Source organism: Mesorhizobium sp. WSM3862 (genome assembly GCF_002294985.1).
In the GTDB taxonomy this organism is placed as follows: Bacteria; Pseudomonadota; Alphaproteobacteria; order Rhizobiales; family Rhizobiaceae; genus Mesorhizobium.
In genome coordinates, this window is record NZ_NSGE01000001.1 from 401,667 (window position 1) to 419,480 (window position 17,814).

Here is a 17,814-nt window from a genome sequence, read left to right on the forward strand (position 1 = left end):
ATGGGCCAAAGGAAGAGTCCGGGCTCGCGCCTTCGTATGCCACGTGGAGTATTTTATGCCTGAGGTCATTTTCGCCGGTCCGGCTGGTCGCCTGGAGGGCCGTTACCAGCCTTCCAAGGAAAAGAGCGCGCCGATCGCCATTGTGCTGCATCCGCACCCGCAATTCGGCGGCACGATGAACAACAAGATCGTCTACGACCTCTTCTACATGTTCCAGAAGCGCGATTTCACCACGCTTCGCTTCAATTTCCGCGGCATTGGCCGCAGCCAGGGCGAGTTCGACCACGGTACCGGCGAATTGTCGGACGCGGCCGCTGCGCTCGACTGGGTGCAGTCGCTGCATCCGGATTCCAAGAGCTGCTGGGTCGCGGGCTATTCCTTCGGCTCATGGATCGGCATGCAGCTGCTCATGCGCCGGCCCGAGATCGAGGGCTTCATCTCGGTCGCCCCGCAGCCCAACACCTACGATTTTTCGTTCCTGGCACCCTGCCCGTCGTCCGGCCTCATCATCCATGGCGATGCCGATAAGGTGGCGCCGCCCAAGGACGTGCAGACGCTGGTCGACAAGCTGCACACGCAAAAGGGCATAACCATCACGCAGAAGACTATCTCCGGCGCCAACCATTTCTTCGCCAACCACGCCGAACTGCTGATCGACGAATGCGCCGATTACCTCGACCGGCGTCTGGCCGGCGAGCTCGCCGATCCACGGCCGAAGCGGCTGAGGTAGATTTCGGGCAATCCTTAGACCAAATAGCTCTACGGGCGGTCAGCTGACAATTGCTCGCGGCTCCGCCTCGCCAGCGATGTTTTACCCTTGGATCCGCTGGAAGACAGCAGCCGGAACGTGCGCTTGGGCACGGGTCTGGTCGACGACGGCCGCCGGAAGATGAAACCGAGCCGCGCGAAGACCAACCCTGCGGCGATCGCAAAGGCTAGGCCGAGCCCAAAGCCGGCCACTGTGTCGCTCGGATAATGCGCGCCGACGAAGACGCGCGTCGAAGCGATCAAGGCCGTGAGCGCAAGCGCAATGTGCCAGCGCCTTGGAAACAGCAGCAAGAGGACGCCGAACACCGCCCCCATCGTCGTGGCATGGCCGGACGGAAAGCCGGCGAAGCGCGCATCCATGGCGAAGGGATGCAGCGACAGCACCCCGTAATCGTTGAAATAGAGCGGCCGGGCCCGGCCGATGCCGTATTTCAGTAAGTTGACGGCCAACCCGGAAAGACCAACCGCGCAAAGCACCAGGAAAGCGAAGCAGGTCCAATTGTAGACGAGCAGACGCGACGACCTGGAAAGCCGTCGCCAGTCCGTCAGGTTGGCGGCGACGAGGCAGAGAGCGGCGGGGATGAGATACCAGCCGCCCAGGCCGAAATCCGTTAAGAAGTCGGTGAAACGGACGAAGCCTGGTGTCCACCCGCCGCGCATCCTGCCGGCTGCGCTGTCCAGGGTGAGGCCAATGGCTATGGCCAGCAGAAGCCATGCAGAGACCCAGACGAGCCAGGGAATCTCGGGATAGCGCGCGGGACGCACTGCAAAACGCCGCTGCACGATGCGCGTCGTGTCGAGGAAGTTGCCGAGCGAACGGCGGTAAAGAGAAACGGCGGACATGGCTCTATGGGGGTCTTCGAGCTCCGACATTATTCCTCACTGGGCCACTCGATAAAGGCCGAGCGCCAGCTTGTCTCCTGACGAATAGTTGAGCCCGTCGATCTCGGTCAGTCGCTTCGCCGACTTGCCCTGCCCGGCAAGCAGCTCGTTGAGCTTTTGCTCCTCCTTGACTGGCGCCAGTCCCAGCGCACAGGTCGGATCGGCCAGCAGGTGCTTTGCCACGCCATCGACGTCGGTCAGCACGGTCTTGGTCCCGACCAGGAACACCAGGCTCGGCTCGTGATAGGGGGACGAGGCGACCACCGTGGTGTCGCAAGGACGGTTGGCATCGACGGCTGCCTTGATGGCCGGGCTCAGCCAGATCGGCCTCAGCGCCGGCGCAATCACGCCGAACAGCAGGCTGAAGGTTACGCCCGCGCCGATCGCGATCGCCGCGATGCGTTCGAGCGGCACCTGCAATTGGCGCGGGAAAGCGAGATAGCCGGTCACGAGCGCGGCGATCGCCGCCGGAATGCTCCACCAGGAAAAGGCTTTTGCGAGATAGAGCGGCGCGCCTATGCATACTGCGGCTAGCCCGATCGACACGACGACGACGCCGAAGGCGGTCGACCACCACAGCCAGTTCTGCCAGCGCTTGAGCGGCGCATTGGCCTTATCCTCCGGCAAGGTGAGCAGCCAGCCGATCAGCAGCGCCATGCCGGGATAGGCCGGCAGCACATAATGCGGCAGCTTGGTCGGGATCGCCTCGAACACCAGCCAGAAGGGGATATACCAGGCGAGACAGAAGCGCAGGCGCGGGTCGTCCCAGAAGCGGTTGATGGCCTGCAGCCCGGCGCCGACCGCGATCAGGCCGAAAGGCCACATGAACAGCGAATAGGTGAGCATATAGAAGCCCGGCGGCAGGCCATGCGATTCCTCGCCCTGCGCCACCTTGTTCAGCATGTCCTTGCCGACCGCCTCCTGGAAGAAGGCGCCGCCGCTCTTCCAGCTGATGAGGATGATCCAGGGCAGCACGATGACGAGCACGATTGCAACGCCGCGCACCAGCTTCAGCTTCAAAAGCCAGCGCCAGTCGCGTTCGAAGGCGAACAGCGCGCCGGCCGTCAGCAGCGACAACAGCGGAGCGACCGGACCCTTGATCAGAATTCCCAGTCCCTGCGCGATCCAGAAGATCCATGGGAGGTGGCCGGCAACCGGCTCCTTGCGGCGCGCGGCCAGATAGACCTGCGCCAGCGCGCCCTGCGCGGCCACGCAGCAGGCGAGCAACATGGCGTCGGTCTTGGCGTCGCGGCCTTCGAAGGCGGTGGCGAAGATGGCGGCCATCATCAGGCCGGCGGCAAGGCCGGCATTGGCGCCGAAGAGTTTTGTGCCCGTCCAGCCGATGCCCACGACGGCGAGCGCGATGCCCAGCATCGAAACCAGTCGATAGACCCAGATCGGCGCTTCGACCCCCTCACCGCTCAATATGACGGCCGCCGATTGCAGCCAGTAGATGCCGATCGGTTTCTTGTAGCGGGTCACATCCTGCAGTCGGATGTCGATATAGTCGCCGGTCTCGACCATCTGCTTGGTCGACTGGACGAAGCGTGATTCGTCCCGGTCGACCGGCGGCAGGCTTGCCAGCCCGCTGACGGTCATCAGGATGCTGAACAGAAAGAGGAGGAGATAGTTCCTGTTCATCGCGGGAGCTTGTCCGATCTGATCTGCGGGATAGCCCCGTCGCGGCGCGTCGGGGCGTGCTGCCCTTGCGCGGGCGCCTCATTACGCCAGCAAAAGGGGCGAAGCAAGGATGCGGCTCATGGCAGGCGATAGCACGCAATGCCCCAAGCCACTTTTGCTGATCGCCCATTTGCCGGTTGAAGTGCGGTCTTACGCGAAACCGGAACTCACTGTTGCTGATCACCTGTTTGCCTCTTGAAGCGCGATCCTACGCAAAACCGGAAACCACTTTTGCTGATCGCGCTTGGATGCTAAACGCGCCCCTTCACGTCAAGCTCGGCCAAATGCCGTGCGATCTCCGGGAAGAAAAGATGTCCGCCTTCAAGTCCGATTTCCTGCGCATCATGAGCGAGCGCGGCTTCATCCACCAGATTTCGGATGAAACCGGCCTCGACCAGCTTTTCGCCAACGAAACGGTGAGCGCTTATATCGGCTTCGATGCGACGGCGAAGAGCCTGCATGCCGGATCGCTGATCCAGATCATGATGCTCCACTGGCTGCAGCAGACCGGCCACCGGCCGATCGCGCTGATGGGCGGCGGCACCTCGATGATCGGCGATCCTTCCTTCAAGGACGAGGCGCGCAAGCTGCTGACGCCTGGGGATATCGAAAGCAATCTCGTCGGCATCCGCCGCAATTTCGCGCCTTACCTCAAATTCGGCAGCGGCGCGGGCGACGCGGTGATGGTCAACAACGCCGACTGGCTGATGGAGATCAACTACGTCAATTTCCTGCGCGATGTCGGCCGGCATTTCTCCGTAAACCGCATGCTGGCCTTCGATTCCGTGAAGCTCAGGCTCGACCGCGAGCAGTCGCTGTCGTTCCTCGAATTCAACTACATGATCCTGCAGGCTTACGACTTCGTCGAGCTCTACAAGCGCGTCGGCTGCCGGCTGCAGATGGGCGGCTCCGACCAGTGGGGCAACATCGTCAACGGCATCGATCTCGGTCATCGCATGGAAGGCGTGCAGCTGTTTGCGATGACAACGCCGCTGCTCACCACCTCGTCGGGCGCCAAGATGGGCAAGTCGGCCTCCGGCGCTGTCTGGCTCGACGGCGATATGTTGTCGCCTTACGAGTTCTGGCAGTACTGGCGCAACACTGAGGATGCGGATGTCGGGCGCTTCCTGAAGCTCTACACGACACTGCCGCTCGCCGAGGTCGCGCGCCTCGAAAAGCTCGGCGGCTCGGAGATCAACGAGGCGAAGAAGATTCTCGCCACCGAGATCACCGCCATGCTGCATGGCCGCGAGGCGGCCGAAACGGCTGCAGAGACCGCGCGCAAGACTTTCGAGGAAGGCGCACTCGCCGACACGCTGCCCAGCATCGACGTCGCCAAGGCTGATCTCGAGGCCGGCATCGGCATCCTGTCGCTGTTCGTCACCGCCGGACTCGCCGGCTCCAATGGCGAAGCGCGCCGGCATGTGCAGGGCGGCGCCGTGCGCCTCAACGACAAGGTGGTGACCGATGACCGGCACGTGGTGACGCTTGAGGACCTGGGCGCGGAAGGTGTGGTGAAGCTCTCGTTCGGCAGGAAGAAGCACGTTCTGGTGCGGCCGATCTAGTCGGCCTGATCACCGATACTCGAAGATTGAGCGAAAAATTCCCGGCGCCACCACCGACAGCGGATTGATGTTGAGCGTCGGCTTGTTGGCGTTGCCGCGCAGCCGGTAGGTGACGCCGATCAGGCCGCGGTCGCGGCCGTTGCCGAGCAGCGGGCCGAACAGCGGCAGTTCGCCGAAGATGCGGTTGAGCCCATAGACCGGCATGAAGGTGCCGGTCATGTCCATATTGTTGTCCTGGTCGTAGAGCGTGCCCTGGAAAGTCGTGCCGATGCGCGGACCGCGCAACAGACCGTTTGCCAGTCTGAGATAGCCGGAGCCCTTGTCGATGTCGGCATAGCCGCGCTCGAACTGCACCCTTGAGGTGTCGATGTTGGCCTTGACCGCCTGGTTGAGGCTGCGCGTATCGCCGGCCGGCCTGGTCGACACGATCGACGCAAGCTTCGGCTCGTTGACGACATAGAAATTGCTGGCGTCGACCTGGCCCTTCATTGGCCCGTCGGCGTCGCCCGCCAGCGACAGCGTGATGGCCCCGCCCTCCATATGCTCGTAAATGTTGAGGAAGCGCAGGATAGCGCCGGCATCGGCCGATTTCATCGTGAGGGACCGGCCGCCGTCGCCGGTGGTGTTTCGGACGGCAATGGCGGCACCCGAACTCGCCGTCGCACTGATATCAAGACCATTCACCCGGGAGCCGGCAGCGCTGTAATTCAGCTTGAGGTTCGACAGCACCTCGTCGTGAAAGCCGGTCAGCGACTTCACGTCGGCGCTGACCGAGATCGCGTCGGCGCCGGCGCCTTTTGTGGCTGTATCGACGTCTGAGGTGAACTGTTTGATCAGCGAGCGGGCGTCGAGAGAGTCGCCGCTGACATTGACCGCATAGCTTTTGCCCGACCGTTTGACCGAGACCGCGACGTCGTCTCCTCTGTTGAGCGCGACCTTGCTGAACCGGGCCGAGGACAGCGCCCCGTTGACCAGAGTCACATCGCCGTCGATCGAAAAGCTCTTCCCGTCGAGATCGAAGTCGGACAGCGTGGTCGTGCTGCCGGACTTTGCCATCGTGAAGGTGACCTTGGCCGGAATGCCGGCACCCTTGCTCCATCCTGCCCAAGGGATGTCGAGCCTTGCGTTGGTCAGGTCGGCCGACACGTTCTGGACGCCCTCGCCGCTCTTGTCGATCGCCACCTTGATGGTTCCGGAAAGCAGCGGCGACAGGCCGGGCATTGCTGCAGCGCGCGTCTTGTCGTCGATCACCAGCGCGACCTTACGGCTGCGCGGCGGGCCGCTGTCCTCGAGCGGCTCGACCAGGTCGAGCTCGGCCGGAATGCCGTTCAGCTTCGCCTTGGCCGATATCACCGCACGGTCGGGGCTCACGGTGATCGACCCGTCGGCCTCGGTCACCATCTGGTCCTCGAACGGCTTGGCTAAGGAAAGATCCTGGTAGTCCAGCGCCACCAGCCAGTCGAGCGTCGAGGTATCGACGCCGGAAGTCAGCGGAATGTCGGCCCGCACATGCCCGGTGACGGTGCCGCTCAAATCCTCAGGCGCAAGTCCGACATGGCGCATGGCGTTGATCGGCTCAAAGGAGGCGAGTTCGGCGATCGCCGGGGCTTCGCCGGCGACATCGATGTCGAGCGAGCCGATCACGGGCGAAACATTCGCCTGCTTGATCGTCAGCGTGCCGCCGCTTGCCGCCACGGTGCGGCCGCTCGGCATAAAAACGCTGCCCGAGGACAGCGTGATATCGACATCGTTGCCATGGAAGGCAACGACACCGACCGCATCGCGGATCGGCGGAATGCGCCCCGCGGTATCGAAGCGCGAGCCCTCGACCTGGAAGCGGCCGAACACCTCGTCGCCGGAAAGCGGAACGCCGTTGCCGAGCCGCCCAGGAACGACCTGGAACTGCAGGTTGGCGTCGACCACACGGCCGCCGAACAGGTTGTCCAGCACCCAAAGCCGCGCGTTGCGGGCGGAGAACCAGGGCCACAACTGCTTCACATGCGAAATCGGCATGTCGTGTACATTGAGCGACAGCGACACACCCGGCGGGCCATTGTCGATGAAGGCGAGCGACGCCGTGCCCAGCACGTCGCTCGAACCCCCGGAGCGAACGCCGATCTGCTCGGCGACGAGCTTGCGGCTCTTGGTCTGGTAGACGCCGGCGACCCGGGCAAGGAACTGAAGCGCCGGCTCCGGCGATTCCGAAGGCGCGAGCGTCGAGCCGTCGCTGACAAGGTCATAGCGGTAGGACGGCTCCTCGCCCGCGGCTGCCGGCTTCGGCCCGACCGAGCCTGAGAAATCGAATGTCGAGCGGCCGGTCCTGATCAGCAATTTGTCGACCGAGACCTTGTTTGATCCCGCGACCAATGTGGCCCTGGCATCGACGTCGGCCGGCAGCAGCCCGCGCGAGCCGAGATCGAGCACCGAGCCGCCGAGCGACAGCGACGCCGTCAGCCGCGACGGCGTGTCGCCGGACGCCTCGACGCCCGAAAGCTTCAGCGCAACAGAACCAAGCTTGCCGCCCTGGGCGGCGAAGTTCCCGCCGCTGGAGCTTCCCTGAGCGGGCGTTACGCCGACGTCCGCTATCGCGACGGCGGCGTCCAGCGATGCGATCCGCCTGGCGCTCGGATCGCGCGCCGCGGAGGCGCTCAGGCTTACATGCCGGCCGTCGACATCGGCTTTTGAAGACAGTTCCATGCTGCCTGTGCCCGTCTGCCCAACCGTGGCCTCGGCGACGGTCACACGCCTGACCGATCCGCCCGGCGGCAATTCGAACTCGACGTTGCGGAGGTCGATCTGGCGCATCGATTCCGCGCGCACCGCATCCAGCGCCGCGTTGACGCCGCCAAACACCGCCGCCGATACTTTCTCCGGATCGACCAGGCCATCCTCGTTGCGCAAAGCCGCCGTCCAATCACCGCTGCCGGACGGCATGGCGGCGACCATGATGCGAGCATCGGAGAACCGGGCGCTGGTGAGCTTGACCTCGCCGGATAGCAGCGGCAGCAGGCGCATGCCGAAGCGGACGCGCCCGACATCGGCCATCGGCTTGCCGTCGGCCGTCTTCAAGCTGACGTCGCTGACCTGCAGGGCGACGAAGCTCGACCCATCGAGCGTCAACCGCGCCGGCCCAACGGTGACGTTGAGATCGACGCCTGCGAGCTTCTCGATGGCCGTCTCGGCTTCGGCGCGAAGTCGCTCGGTGCCGATGCCTGACGTGCCAAGCACATAGACGCCAATTGCCGCCAGAAGCACCAACGCGCAGAGCCCGGCGAACACCCGACCGAGGATGCGGAAGCGCCGGCGCGCCGAAGCACGGCCGAGCGGCGGCACGCTGCACGCGGACGGAAAGGCCGCCAGGTCGGTGATCTCGTCACGCCTGAACCTGATCTTCTCGTGCTGCGGTTGCTCCTGATCCAAGCAATATTCCGTTGTAAACGTACTCGTCGTGGACGAATCCCCGCCTCACGTTATATCGATGCTCGATCCGCGCGTAACCGCAAACAGGGGCATCGACATGGCTGAACTCGACGTGGGCGACGTTGCGCCGCAATTCGATCTTCCGCGCGACGGCGGCGGCTCCCTCAGCCTCGCCGCGATCCGGGGAAAACCTGTCGTACTCTACTTTTATCCGCAGGACGACACCACAAGCTGCACCAACGAGGCGATCGGCTTCTCGCAGCTGAAGCCGGAATTCGAGAAGGCCGGCGCCGTGGTCATCGGGCTGTCCCCGGATAGCGTCAAGAAACACGACAAATTCAAGGCGAAATACGATCTCACCCTCGATCTCGTCGCCGACGAGGAGCGCAAGGCGATCGAGGCCTATCATCTGTGGGTCGAGAAGACGATGTACGGCCGCAAGTACATGGGAGTCGAGCGCGCCACCTTCCTGATCGGCCAGGACGGACGCATCGCCCGCATCTGGCGCAAGGTGCGCGTCAAGGGCCATGCCGAAGAGGTGCTGGAGGCGGTGCGCGCGCTGTGAAGCGGGGCAGACCCAAAGCTTCCGCGATTTTGCTGGCCTCCTTCCCTGCAACCTGCCACCCGCGTTGCGGGATTTGGACATGCCGACATCGCCGCCAGCAAACCTTTGTTAACCCTAATAATGTGTAATCGAGCTGTCGTTGGAGTCGTAACGAAAGCTTGGTCCCGTGAACGGTCAGTCAGCGGTCTTCGGCAGGCGCAAGGAGCCCCATACGGTCATTATCGCCCGGGGCAACGAGATCCGGCATTTCACCATCCGCCCGTGGCTCGCCGCCTTCATCGGGTCGGCGCTTGCGGCGATCGCCATCGGCTATCTGCTCGCCACCTCCTACCTGGTGCTGCGCGATGACCTGATCGGCGCCACCGCAGCCAGGCAGGCGCGCATGCAGCAGGCCTATGAGGATCGCATCTCCGCGCTTCGCGCCCAGGTCGATCGCATCACCAGCCGCCAGCTTCTCGACCAGCAGCTCATGGAGACCAAGGTCAGCGAGTTGCTGGCCAGGCAGACCCAGCTCAGCCAGCGCCACGGCCGGCTCGGGCCGATCCTCGAACGCGCCGAGAGCGAGGTCGGCGATGTGCCCGCCGCAGCCAATGCCACCGCGACCAAACCCGACGAGCACGCCGAGATCACCGGCGGTCTTTCGCAGGCCCCGACCTACTCCGTCGCATCGTTGGGCGCCGGCGACACGAGGCCATTCTCCCTGTGGTCGACACGCTCGGACCCGCTCGACAACGAAACGGCAGCGGATCGTGCCGACAAGCTCTTCGTGTCGATCAACGCTTCGCTCAAGTCCATCGAGAACCAGCAGCTCACCCGCATCACCACGCTTGCGGACAATGCCTACCGCAACGCCGACGCGATCTCGCAGGCACTGCAAGCCGCCGGGCTGCCGGTCGACACGGAGCTCGACAAGAACGATGTCGGCGGGCCGCTGGTGCCGCTCGATTCTTCAATGATCTTCGACAGCAAAGTCAAAGAGCTGGATGAAGCGCTTGATGCGCTAGATCAAGTCAAGAAAGAGGCGTGCAAGCTGCCGCTCAGCAATCCCGCGCCGGGCCATACTGTGACCAGCCCGTTCGGGGTGCGCACCGACCCGATCCTCGGCACGGCCGCCCTGCATACGGGAATGGATTTCAGGGCGCCGATCGGCATGCCGGCGAAGGTCACCGCTGCCGGCGTCGTCACCAAGGCCGGCTGGAACGGCGGCTACGGCCGCATGGTCGAGGTCGACCACGGCAACGGCTTTGCGACGCGCTATGGCCACCTCAGCGAGATCGACGTGACTGTCGGCCAGAAGCTCGCCGCCGGCGACGTGATCGGCAAGACCGGCAGCAGCGGCCGCTCGACCGGTCCGCATCTCCACTACGAAGTGCGCCACAACGGCGAGGCGGTCGACCCGCTGCGATTCCTCGCCGTCGGCAAGAAGGTCGCGCAGTACCTTTAGCGCACGCCTCGCGGCCGACCCGAGGTCCCTCCAGATTTATCCACCGTTTTGCCAGGCAGCGCTCGCTTCGGATTGACTCAATCCAAGTTGTAGGATGATATACATCACCCTATCGCCTCACCGATTGCGCCGCTGATGACCATTCGCAGCCTCTCACCGGATATCCTCAGCGTCCTCGAAGACGCAGTGGGGCCGAGCGGTCTCACCGCCGACACTGCTGGAATGGCGAAGTATCTCGGCGATTGGGCCGGCGACTATCGAGGCAGCGCGCTGGCCGTACTGCGCCCCGCGTCGGTTGCGGAGGTGCAAGCGCTGATGCGTCTGTGCAGCGAGTTGGGACTCGGCGTCATTCCACAGGGCGGCAACACCGGCTTGGTTTCGGGCGCCATCGATGGCACCAGCGCCGGCGTTATTGTCGTCAGCCTGGAGCGGCTGAACGCCATCCGCCGGATCGATCGCGCGAACTTCACACTTCAGGCGGACGCAGGCTGCGTGCTGCAGACGATCAAAGAGGCAAGTGAGGCCGAAGATTGCCTGTTCCCACTGGCGCTCGGCGCACAAGGCAGTTGCCAGATCGGCGGCAATGCCGCGACCAATGCCGGCGGCGTCAACGTGCTGCGCTACGGCATGGCGCGCGACCTGATCCTGGGGCTGGAGGTTGTTCTGGCCGATGGCGAGCTGTGGAACGGCTTTTCCGGGCTGCGCAAGAACAACAGCGGTTATGACCTGAAGCAGCTCTTCATCGGCTCCGAAGGCACGCTCGGCCTCATTACCGGTGTCGAGGTCAAGCTGTTCCCGAAGCCCGCCCGTGTCGAGACTGCCTACCTCGGCCTCGTCTCGTTCGAGGCGGCCATCGGCCTCTTCAACCGAGCGCGCCGCGGCTGCTCCGATCTGATTTCCGCCTTCGAGATCATCGGCTCGGAATGCATCGATTTGGCCCGGCTGGTCGATCCTGGAATGATGGCGCCTGTCGCAGCACCCGTCCATGCGCTGATCGAATTGTCCTCCGGACCGACCATCGACCTCAACGGCGTGCTCGCCAGTTTTCTAACCGATGCAATCGAAGGCGGCCTGGTGGCCGACGCAGTCCTCGCGACCAGCAACGCGCAGGCTAAGGCCTTCTGGGCGATCCGCGAGGGACTGGTCGAGGGCCAGGCGAAGCGCGGCTATCACGTGCGCACCGATCTCTCGGTGCGCATTCCCGATATCCCTGTCCTTGTCGAGCGCGCCCGCCGCTTCGCCGCCACCGAACATCCGGGCTGGATTGCACTGGCCTATGGCCATGCCGGCGACGGCAACATCCATTTCAATGTGCTGCCGCCGCTCGATCTCGCCGATGGCGAAGCGCGGGTGCGCGGCGAGGAAATCACGGCGGGGCTCTACGACATCGCCGTCAGCCTCGGCGGCTCGATCAGCGCCGAGCACGGCATCGGCCGCAGCCGTGCCCGAGAATTCTGGGCCGGACTCTCGCCAGCACATCGCCGCATGCTTACCGCGCTGAAGACTGCGCTCGACCCTAAAGGGGTGATGAATCCCGGCTGCCTGCTGCCCTTGACGGAGCGTTTTTTATGAAGCAGAGACTGGCCGCCATCGGCACCGTCGAAACCCTGCCGCACCGGGTCGCGGCCTTCCTCAGCCGCGAGATCGAATCCGGCGAGTTGAATCCCGGCGCGCGGCTGCCGACCGAGCAGGAGCTTTCCGAGAAGTTCGGCGTCAGCCGCAATGTGGTGCGCGAGGCGATCGCCCAGCTCAGGGCCGACGGCATGATCGAAGCGCGGCAAGGTATCGGAGCCTTCGTGCTGGCGCCCGAGCAAAGGGCCGCCATCCGCATCGACCGCGAGGCGCTCAAGGATACCCACAATATGGAGCGGCTGTTCGAGCTGCGTTGCATCCTCGAGGCCGAGTCGGCGGCGCTCGCCGCGGCGCGGCGCGGGCAGGAGCATCTCGATTCGATCAAGGCGGCGCTCGACCGCATGGGCGGCGAGGAGCGCTGGGAAGAAGGCAGCATCGACGCCGACCTGCTCTTCCACCGCGAGATCGCGCGGGCGACCGGCAACAGCTACATCCACACCTTCATCTCTTTTGTCTGTGAGCAGATCCGCCAGTCGATCCACTATGCCCGCATGACCAACCCGCTGCACGATCTCGTCGAGATCAATGTCGGCGAGCATGTGCGCATCTACGAGGCGCTGGTGGCGGGCGATCCGGCGGCGGCGGAAGCAGCAATGCGTACGCACATCATCGGCGCCGCCAACCGCGTCGGCGTGAAGCTGCCACTCTCCAAGACCGGCGGGACGAAATAGTCATGCCGGCCAACCTCACCCGCATCTCCGACGTCTGCCTGCTGGTGGAAAATATCGAGCGTACGGTCGACTTCTATGTCGGGAAACTCGGCTTCCGGCTGCGTCGGCGTGCCGAAGGCTTTGCCGATTTCCATGGCGAGGGCGTGACGCTCGCCGCCTGGGAGCTCGACCACATCAACCGACACACCGGCGTCTCGAACCAGAGATCGCCGCGCCAAGCGCACAAGGTTTGCGTCGCCGTCCAGCTCGGATCGCCGGCCGAGATCGACCGGCTGCACGGCGAATTGAGCGCCAAGGGCGTGCCCTTCTATGGACCGCCCGAAAACTACGTCTGGAATGCGCGCTGCGCCTATTTCACCGATCCGGACGACACGCTTTGGGAGCTTTACGCCTGGCTCGACGGCGGCCCTGGCGACTACCACGACCAACAGCCGTAGCGACGCCGCGCCGAGGGAGCGGCGCTTGGAAAGAAGAGACAAGAAGTCTGCAACAGGAGCGAAAAATGAGTGGGAACCAAGACTACGAATTGAACCGCCGCGCTTTCGTGAAGGGCGGCCTCGCAGCGGTCGCAGCCGCGTCAGCCGGTATGCAATTGGTGTTGACGCCGGGCGCCAGGGCCGCCGGCAAGGTCGTCATCCAGTATGACTGGCTGATGTCCAATGGCCAGATCGGCGACATCGCGGCCGTCGCCAACGGCTATTTCAAGGATGCTGGGCTCGAGGTGGAGTTCAGCCCTGGCGGGCCCAACGCCTCGACCGTGCCGCCGGTGATCTCCGGCGCCGCGCAGCTCGGCCAGTTCTCGGAAACGCCGCAGCTTTATGCGGCGCGCGCCAGCGGCGTGCCGATCAAAATCATCGCCTGCGGCTTCCGCACCGGCCCCTATGCGCTGACCTCGAAACCGGGAAAGCCAATCCGCAATGTTGCCGACCTCAAGGGCAAGAAGATCGGCATCCAGCCGACCGCGCGCTTCGTCATCGATGAGATCCTGGCCAAGAACGGCATCGACCCGTCGGAAGTCACCATCGTCAATGTCGGCTTCGACAAGGCGCCTCTGGTGCGCGGCGACGTCGACGCCATCGGCGGCTGGATCACCAACACCCAGGCGCTGAGCGTGGTCGGCGAGGACCGCATCGATCTCCTGGTGCGCGACCTCGGCCTCGCTTCCTACGCCGACGTCTATTTCGCGACCGACGCGGTGATCGAGAAGGACCCCGACACACTGGCGAAATTCGTCGGCGCGGTCGGCAAGGGCTGGGGCTGGGTTCACGCCAGCCCCCAGGAAGCGGTGAAGAAGATGGTCGCCGCCTATCCGGAGATGGATCTCGGCTGGGAAGAGAAGACCGTCAACCTGGTGCTGAAACTCTCCTTCGACGGCGCGACCGCCAAAGATGGCTGGGGCACGTTCGACCCTGCCTCCATCGAGGAGCAATTGACGCTGCTCGACAAGGTCGGCCAGTACCCGAACGGACGCCCGGCCGCCAAAGATGTCTACACCACGAAGATCCTGGAGCTTTCGGCCGCGGACCGGCCCAAGCTCGACGCGCCCGCGGCCTGATGCCGAACGCCATCGAAGCGCAGAAGCTCGATGTCGGCTATGGCGGCCGGCAGAAGGTCGTCAAAGTGCTGTCCGGCCTCGACCTCACGGTCGCGGCCGGCTCCTTCCTGTCGATCCTCGGCCCGTCGGGCTGCGGCAAGTCGACCTTACTTCGCGTGGTGGCGGACCTGCTCGACCCGCTGGACGGCACGATCAGCGTGCTTGGGGCCACACCGCACGCGGTGCGCTCGCGCCGCGACGTCGGCTTCGTCTTCCAGGATTCCACCCTGCTGCCCTGGCGCACGGTGCGCGACAATGTGCGCCTGCCGCTCGGCGTCGGCCAGCGCAGCCTCACACGCAAGATCGATGACCGCAGCAGCGAACTGCTGGAGCTGATGGGGCTTGGCGGACTCGGTGAACGCCTGCCGCATCAGCTTTCGGGAGGCCAGCGCCAGCGCGTCGCCATCGCGCGCGCCCTGCTTGGCGAGCCCAGGCTGCTTCTGATGGACGAGCCGTTCGGCGCGCTGGACGAGATCACGCGCGATCGCCTCAACGACGAATTGCTGACCCTCTGGCGGCGCACCGGCACAACGATCCTTTTCGTCACCCATTCGATCGCCGAAGCCGCCTATCTCGGCGAGCGCGTCATTGTGCTGGCTGCCAATCCGGGACGGGTGGTGAAGGACCTCGACCTGCGGCCCTTCAAGCAGGAAGGCAACCGCTGCAAGCGCGAGGATGCGGCGATCGTCGGCGCCATGGCCGAGTTGCGTGCAGCGCTGGAGCGCGCATCGTGAAACCGGCGCCGCTTGCCCCGCAAATGGCGATTGCGCTTCCGGTTCTGGGCGCGGCGTCGATCCTGATTGCCTGGCAGTATCTCCTGCCGCTGCTCGGCGTACCGGCCTATATCGTGCCGGCGCCGACGGCGATCTTCGGCGTCTTCCAGAAGAATTTCGCCCTGCTCATCGACAACCTCAGACCGACGCTGATCGAGGCGCTGGCGGGCTTCGTCATCGGCAATCTCGCCGCCGTGCTGCTTGCCGTGGTCTTCGTGCACAGCCGCATCCTGCAGGCCGCATATTTCCCGATCGTGCTATTCTTCAACACCATTCCGATCCTGGCGCTGTCGCCGATCATCATCCTGATCTTCGGCCTCGGCATGACGCCAAAGATCGTCATCGCCGCCGTGATCTGCTTCTTCCCGACCCTGGTGAACATGATCCGGGGCCTGGATTCGGCAAGCGACAACGAGCACGAGCTGTTCCGCGTGCTGTCGGCGACACGCTCGGAGATCTTCTGGACTCTGCGCCTGCCCCGCGCCCTGCCGATGCTGTTCTCCTCGCTGCGCATCGCCTCGGCCACTGCGGTGATCGGCGCCATCGTCGGCGAATGGATCGGCTCGGACAAAGGCCTCGGCGCGCTGATCATCCAGGCGACGTTCAACTATCAATCCGACCGGCTCTACGCCGCGATTGTGCTGTCCTCGTCGCTGTCGATCGCGCTTTTCTGCATCGTCGTGCTGATCGAGCGTCGCGTCATCAGATACTAGCTTTCCGCACATTGCCCGGGTCGCAAGCGCCGGGGCCGCAGGGAAACTTGCTCTCCTCGGGAGCCGGGCAAATTATTTTTGAATTCCATTTGACTGAATAAATCTTCTCTGCGAACCTTGTGTCCGTCAGGAGCGCAAGCCATGGCGTTGCGGGGAACCAATCAGGAGTTCGGGCGGCCATACAACCGGCGCATCGTGCTCGAATCCATCCGCCGCTTCGGTCCGATCGCCCGCGGCGACATCGCGCAGCACGTCGGGCTCACCGTTCAGACGGTGTCGACCATCGTGCGCGAATTGGAGGAACAAGGTTACATACTGTCGGTCCGCGAGGAGCCGAAGGGCCGCGGCCAACCTCCGGCCACGCTGCGCATCAACCCGGAAGGCGGCTATGCGGTCGGCATCCACCTCACCCCGCTGGGGATAGACGCCGCGCTCATCAACCTGAGCGGCGACGTGATCGAGAGCGTCCATCGCGAAGCGCCGAGCCCGACACCCGATCTCGCCTTCGAGGCGATCGGCGCCATGGTTGCCGATCTGACCGGGCGCCGGGCCGGAGGACGGGTCATCGGCGTCGGCATGGCGCTTCCCGGCCCGTTCGGCGTCGAGTCCATGAGCTTCGTCGGACCGACCACAATGGCCGGCTGGAAAGGCGTGCCGTTGCGCGAGCGCCTTGCCGCCGCGACCGGCCTGCCCGCCTTCTTCGAGACCGATATGGCGGCGGCGGCCATGGGGGAACGCCTCTACGGCCTCGGCCTCCAGCGTTCCGACTACTACTATCTCTATTTCAGCGTCGGGCTTGGCGGCGCCATGGTGCATGACGGCGGCGTGCTGCGCGGGGCCTGGGGCAATGCCGGCGAGATCGGACACATCCCCGTCGTTCCGGAAGGCGAGCTTTGCCCCTGCGGCAACCGGGGCTGCCTCGAACGCTATCTGTCGCTCGAGGCGCGCGGCCGCTGGAACGGCAACGACGCCGGATGGGTGGCCGAAGTCGCTCCGATCTTCCGCAACGCCGTCGCAGTCATCGAGAACCTTTTCGACCCCGAGACGATCGTGCTTGGGGGCCTCGCCTCGCCTCAGTTGCTCGAACGCCTGGCTGCATTGGCGGAGCCGCTGCACAATTCGGTTTCGGCTCGCAAGGATCGCGCCGCGCCGCGCATCCTCGTGGCGCAGGGCGGGCAGCATGCCGTGTTGCGCGGCGCCGCGGCACTTGCGGTTTCCGGCGTGCTTTCGCCGCGCTTCGGCCAGATCTTCACCGCCAAGCGGCAGCGCGAAGGCGACCTTCTGAACGGCGGAGACATCGCGGCATGAGCGAACCCCTGCTGGTCCTTGACAACGTCACCAAGAATTACGGCGCCATCCGGGCGCTGAGGGGCATCAGCTTCTCGATCGCGCGCGGCGAGGTGGTGGCGCTGCTCGGCGACAACGGCGCCGGCAAGTCGACGCTGGTCAAGATCATCGCCGGCGGACTCGAGCCGACCTCGGGCCGCATGCTGTTCGAAGGCAAGGAGTTCCTCGCCAAAACCCCCGCCGAGGCCAAGGCGGCCGGCATCGAGACCGTCTACCAGGACCTCTCGCTCTGCACCAATGTCGACGTGGTGGCCAACTTCTTCATGGGCCGCGAGATCACCCGCAAGGTGCTGGGCGTTCCGGTGCTCGACGAGCGCGCGATGGAGTCCGTAGTGGCGAAGGCGCTGGCCAATGCCGGCACTCGCATTCCCTCGCTGCGCACCAAGGTCGAGCATCTCTCGGGCGGCCAGCGGCAGGCGATCGAGCTCAACCGTTTCGTTCATTGGGGCGGCAAGCTGGTGCTGCTCGACGAGCCGTTCGCCGCGCTCGGCGTCGAGCAGACGCGCCGCGGCCTCGACATGATCCGCAAGGTGGCGAGCCAAGGCATCGGCGTCGTCATCATCACCCACATCATGCAGCAGGCCTTCCAGGTCGCCGACCGGATCGTGGTGATCCGCCAGGGCGTCGTGGCGGGCGACGTTGCCCGCAACAAGACAAGTCCCGATGCGGTGATCAACATGATCACCGGGGAAACGCTCGCCGGTGCCGGACCGGCGGGCTGAGGGACAATGAGGGGTCCGGCGAAAAGAGGAGCGAACGA

At 64.7% G+C, this 17,814-nt stretch carries 15 protein-coding genes; 12 read left to right on the forward strand and 3 right to left on the reverse strand.

The genetic code is table 11. The features are described from left to right. Positions 1–55 precede the first annotated feature (55 nt). Complete coding sequence (locus CK224_RS02050; protein ID WP_066995082.1) at positions 56–730, forward strand: alpha/beta hydrolase; 675 nt, start codon at positions 56–58, stop codon at positions 728–730. Positions 731–759: 29 nt separating this feature from the next. Here the strand turns inward: CK224_RS02050 and CK224_RS02055 are convergent, their stop codons facing one another. Then, positions 760–1,611, reverse strand: a complete 852-nt coding sequence (locus tag CK224_RS02055) for a phosphatase PAP2 family protein (protein WP_095780632.1) — start codon at positions 1,609–1,611, stop codon at positions 760–762. Positions 1,612–1,647: 36 nt separating this feature from the next. After that, on the reverse strand, positions 1,648–3,291 hold the full coding sequence (locus CK224_RS02060; protein WP_095780633.1) for a glycosyltransferase family 39 protein: 1,644 nt from the start codon (positions 3,289–3,291) through the stop codon (positions 1,648–1,650). 350 nt (positions 3,292–3,641) lie between these two features. Between CK224_RS02060 and tyrS the strand changes: the two genes are divergently transcribed. Beyond that, the gene (gene tyrS, locus CK224_RS02065; RefSeq protein ID WP_095780634.1) at positions 3,642–4,895 is read left to right on the forward strand and encodes a tyrosine--tRNA ligase; all 1,254 of its coding nucleotides are present in this window, start codon (positions 3,642–3,644) and stop codon (positions 4,893–4,895) included. 9 nt (positions 4,896–4,904) lie between these two features. On the opposite strand, the gene CK224_RS02070 is transcribed toward tyrS, so the two are convergent. Continuing rightward, the gene (locus tag CK224_RS02070; protein WP_095780635.1) at positions 4,905–8,315 is read right to left on the reverse strand and encodes a DUF3971 domain-containing protein; all 3,411 of its coding nucleotides are present in this window, start codon (positions 8,313–8,315) and stop codon (positions 4,905–4,907) included. Positions 8,316–8,412: 97 nt separating this feature from the next. On the opposite strand from CK224_RS02070, the gene CK224_RS02075 reads away from it, so the two are divergent. From CK224_RS02075 to CK224_RS02120, 10 genes are all read left to right on the forward strand, one after another. Then, the gene (locus tag CK224_RS02075; protein WP_095779635.1) at positions 8,413–8,880 is read left to right on the forward strand and encodes a peroxiredoxin; all 468 of its coding nucleotides are present in this window, start codon (positions 8,413–8,415) and stop codon (positions 8,878–8,880) included. A 166-nt stretch (positions 8,881–9,046) separates the two neighbouring features. Then, on the forward strand, positions 9,047–10,324 hold the full coding sequence (locus CK224_RS02080; RefSeq protein ID WP_095780636.1) for a M23 family metallopeptidase: 1,278 nt from the start codon (positions 9,047–9,049) through the stop codon (positions 10,322–10,324). A 135-nt stretch (positions 10,325–10,459) separates the two neighbouring features. Beyond that, on the forward strand, positions 10,460–11,896 hold the full coding sequence (locus tag CK224_RS02085; protein WP_095780637.1) for an FAD-binding oxidoreductase: 1,437 nt from the start codon (positions 10,460–10,462) through the stop codon (positions 11,894–11,896). Next, entirely contained in the window at positions 11,893–12,627 is a 735-nt protein-coding gene (locus tag CK224_RS02090) for a FadR/GntR family transcriptional regulator (protein ID WP_066995066.1), read from the forward strand. The genes CK224_RS02085 and CK224_RS02090 overlap by 4 nt, the downstream gene beginning before the upstream one ends. Positions 12,628–12,629: 2 nt before the next feature. Beyond that, entirely contained in the window at positions 12,630–13,064 is a 435-nt protein-coding gene (locus CK224_RS02095; RefSeq protein ID WP_067328264.1) for a VOC family protein, read from the forward strand. Between the two features lie 65 nt (positions 13,065–13,129). Then, positions 13,130–14,182, forward strand: coding sequence for an ABC transporter substrate-binding protein (locus CK224_RS02100; protein WP_176477830.1), 1,053 nt, complete (start codon positions 13,130–13,132; stop codon positions 14,180–14,182). Next, positions 14,182–14,955 carry an ATP-binding cassette domain-containing protein gene (locus CK224_RS02105; protein ID WP_095780639.1) on the forward strand — a complete coding sequence of 258 codons (774 nt, stop codon included), beginning with the start codon at positions 14,182–14,184 and terminating at the stop codon, positions 14,953–14,955. The genes CK224_RS02100 and CK224_RS02105 overlap by 1 nt, the downstream gene beginning before the upstream one ends. Next, positions 14,952–15,707, forward strand: coding sequence for an ABC transporter permease (locus CK224_RS02110; protein ID WP_095780640.1), 756 nt, complete (start codon positions 14,952–14,954; stop codon positions 15,705–15,707). The genes CK224_RS02105 and CK224_RS02110 overlap by 4 nt, the downstream gene beginning before the upstream one ends. A 141-nt stretch (positions 15,708–15,848) precedes the next feature. After that, the gene (locus CK224_RS02115; RefSeq protein ID WP_095780641.1) at positions 15,849–17,015 is read left to right on the forward strand and encodes an ROK family transcriptional regulator; all 1,167 of its coding nucleotides are present in this window, start codon (positions 15,849–15,851) and stop codon (positions 17,013–17,015) included. After that, on the forward strand, positions 17,012–17,776 hold the full coding sequence (locus CK224_RS02120; protein ID WP_095779583.1) for an ATP-binding cassette domain-containing protein: 765 nt from the start codon (positions 17,012–17,014) through the stop codon (positions 17,774–17,776). Before CK224_RS02115 ends, CK224_RS02120 begins: the two co-directional genes overlap by 4 nt. Positions 17,777–17,814 lie beyond the last annotated feature (38 nt).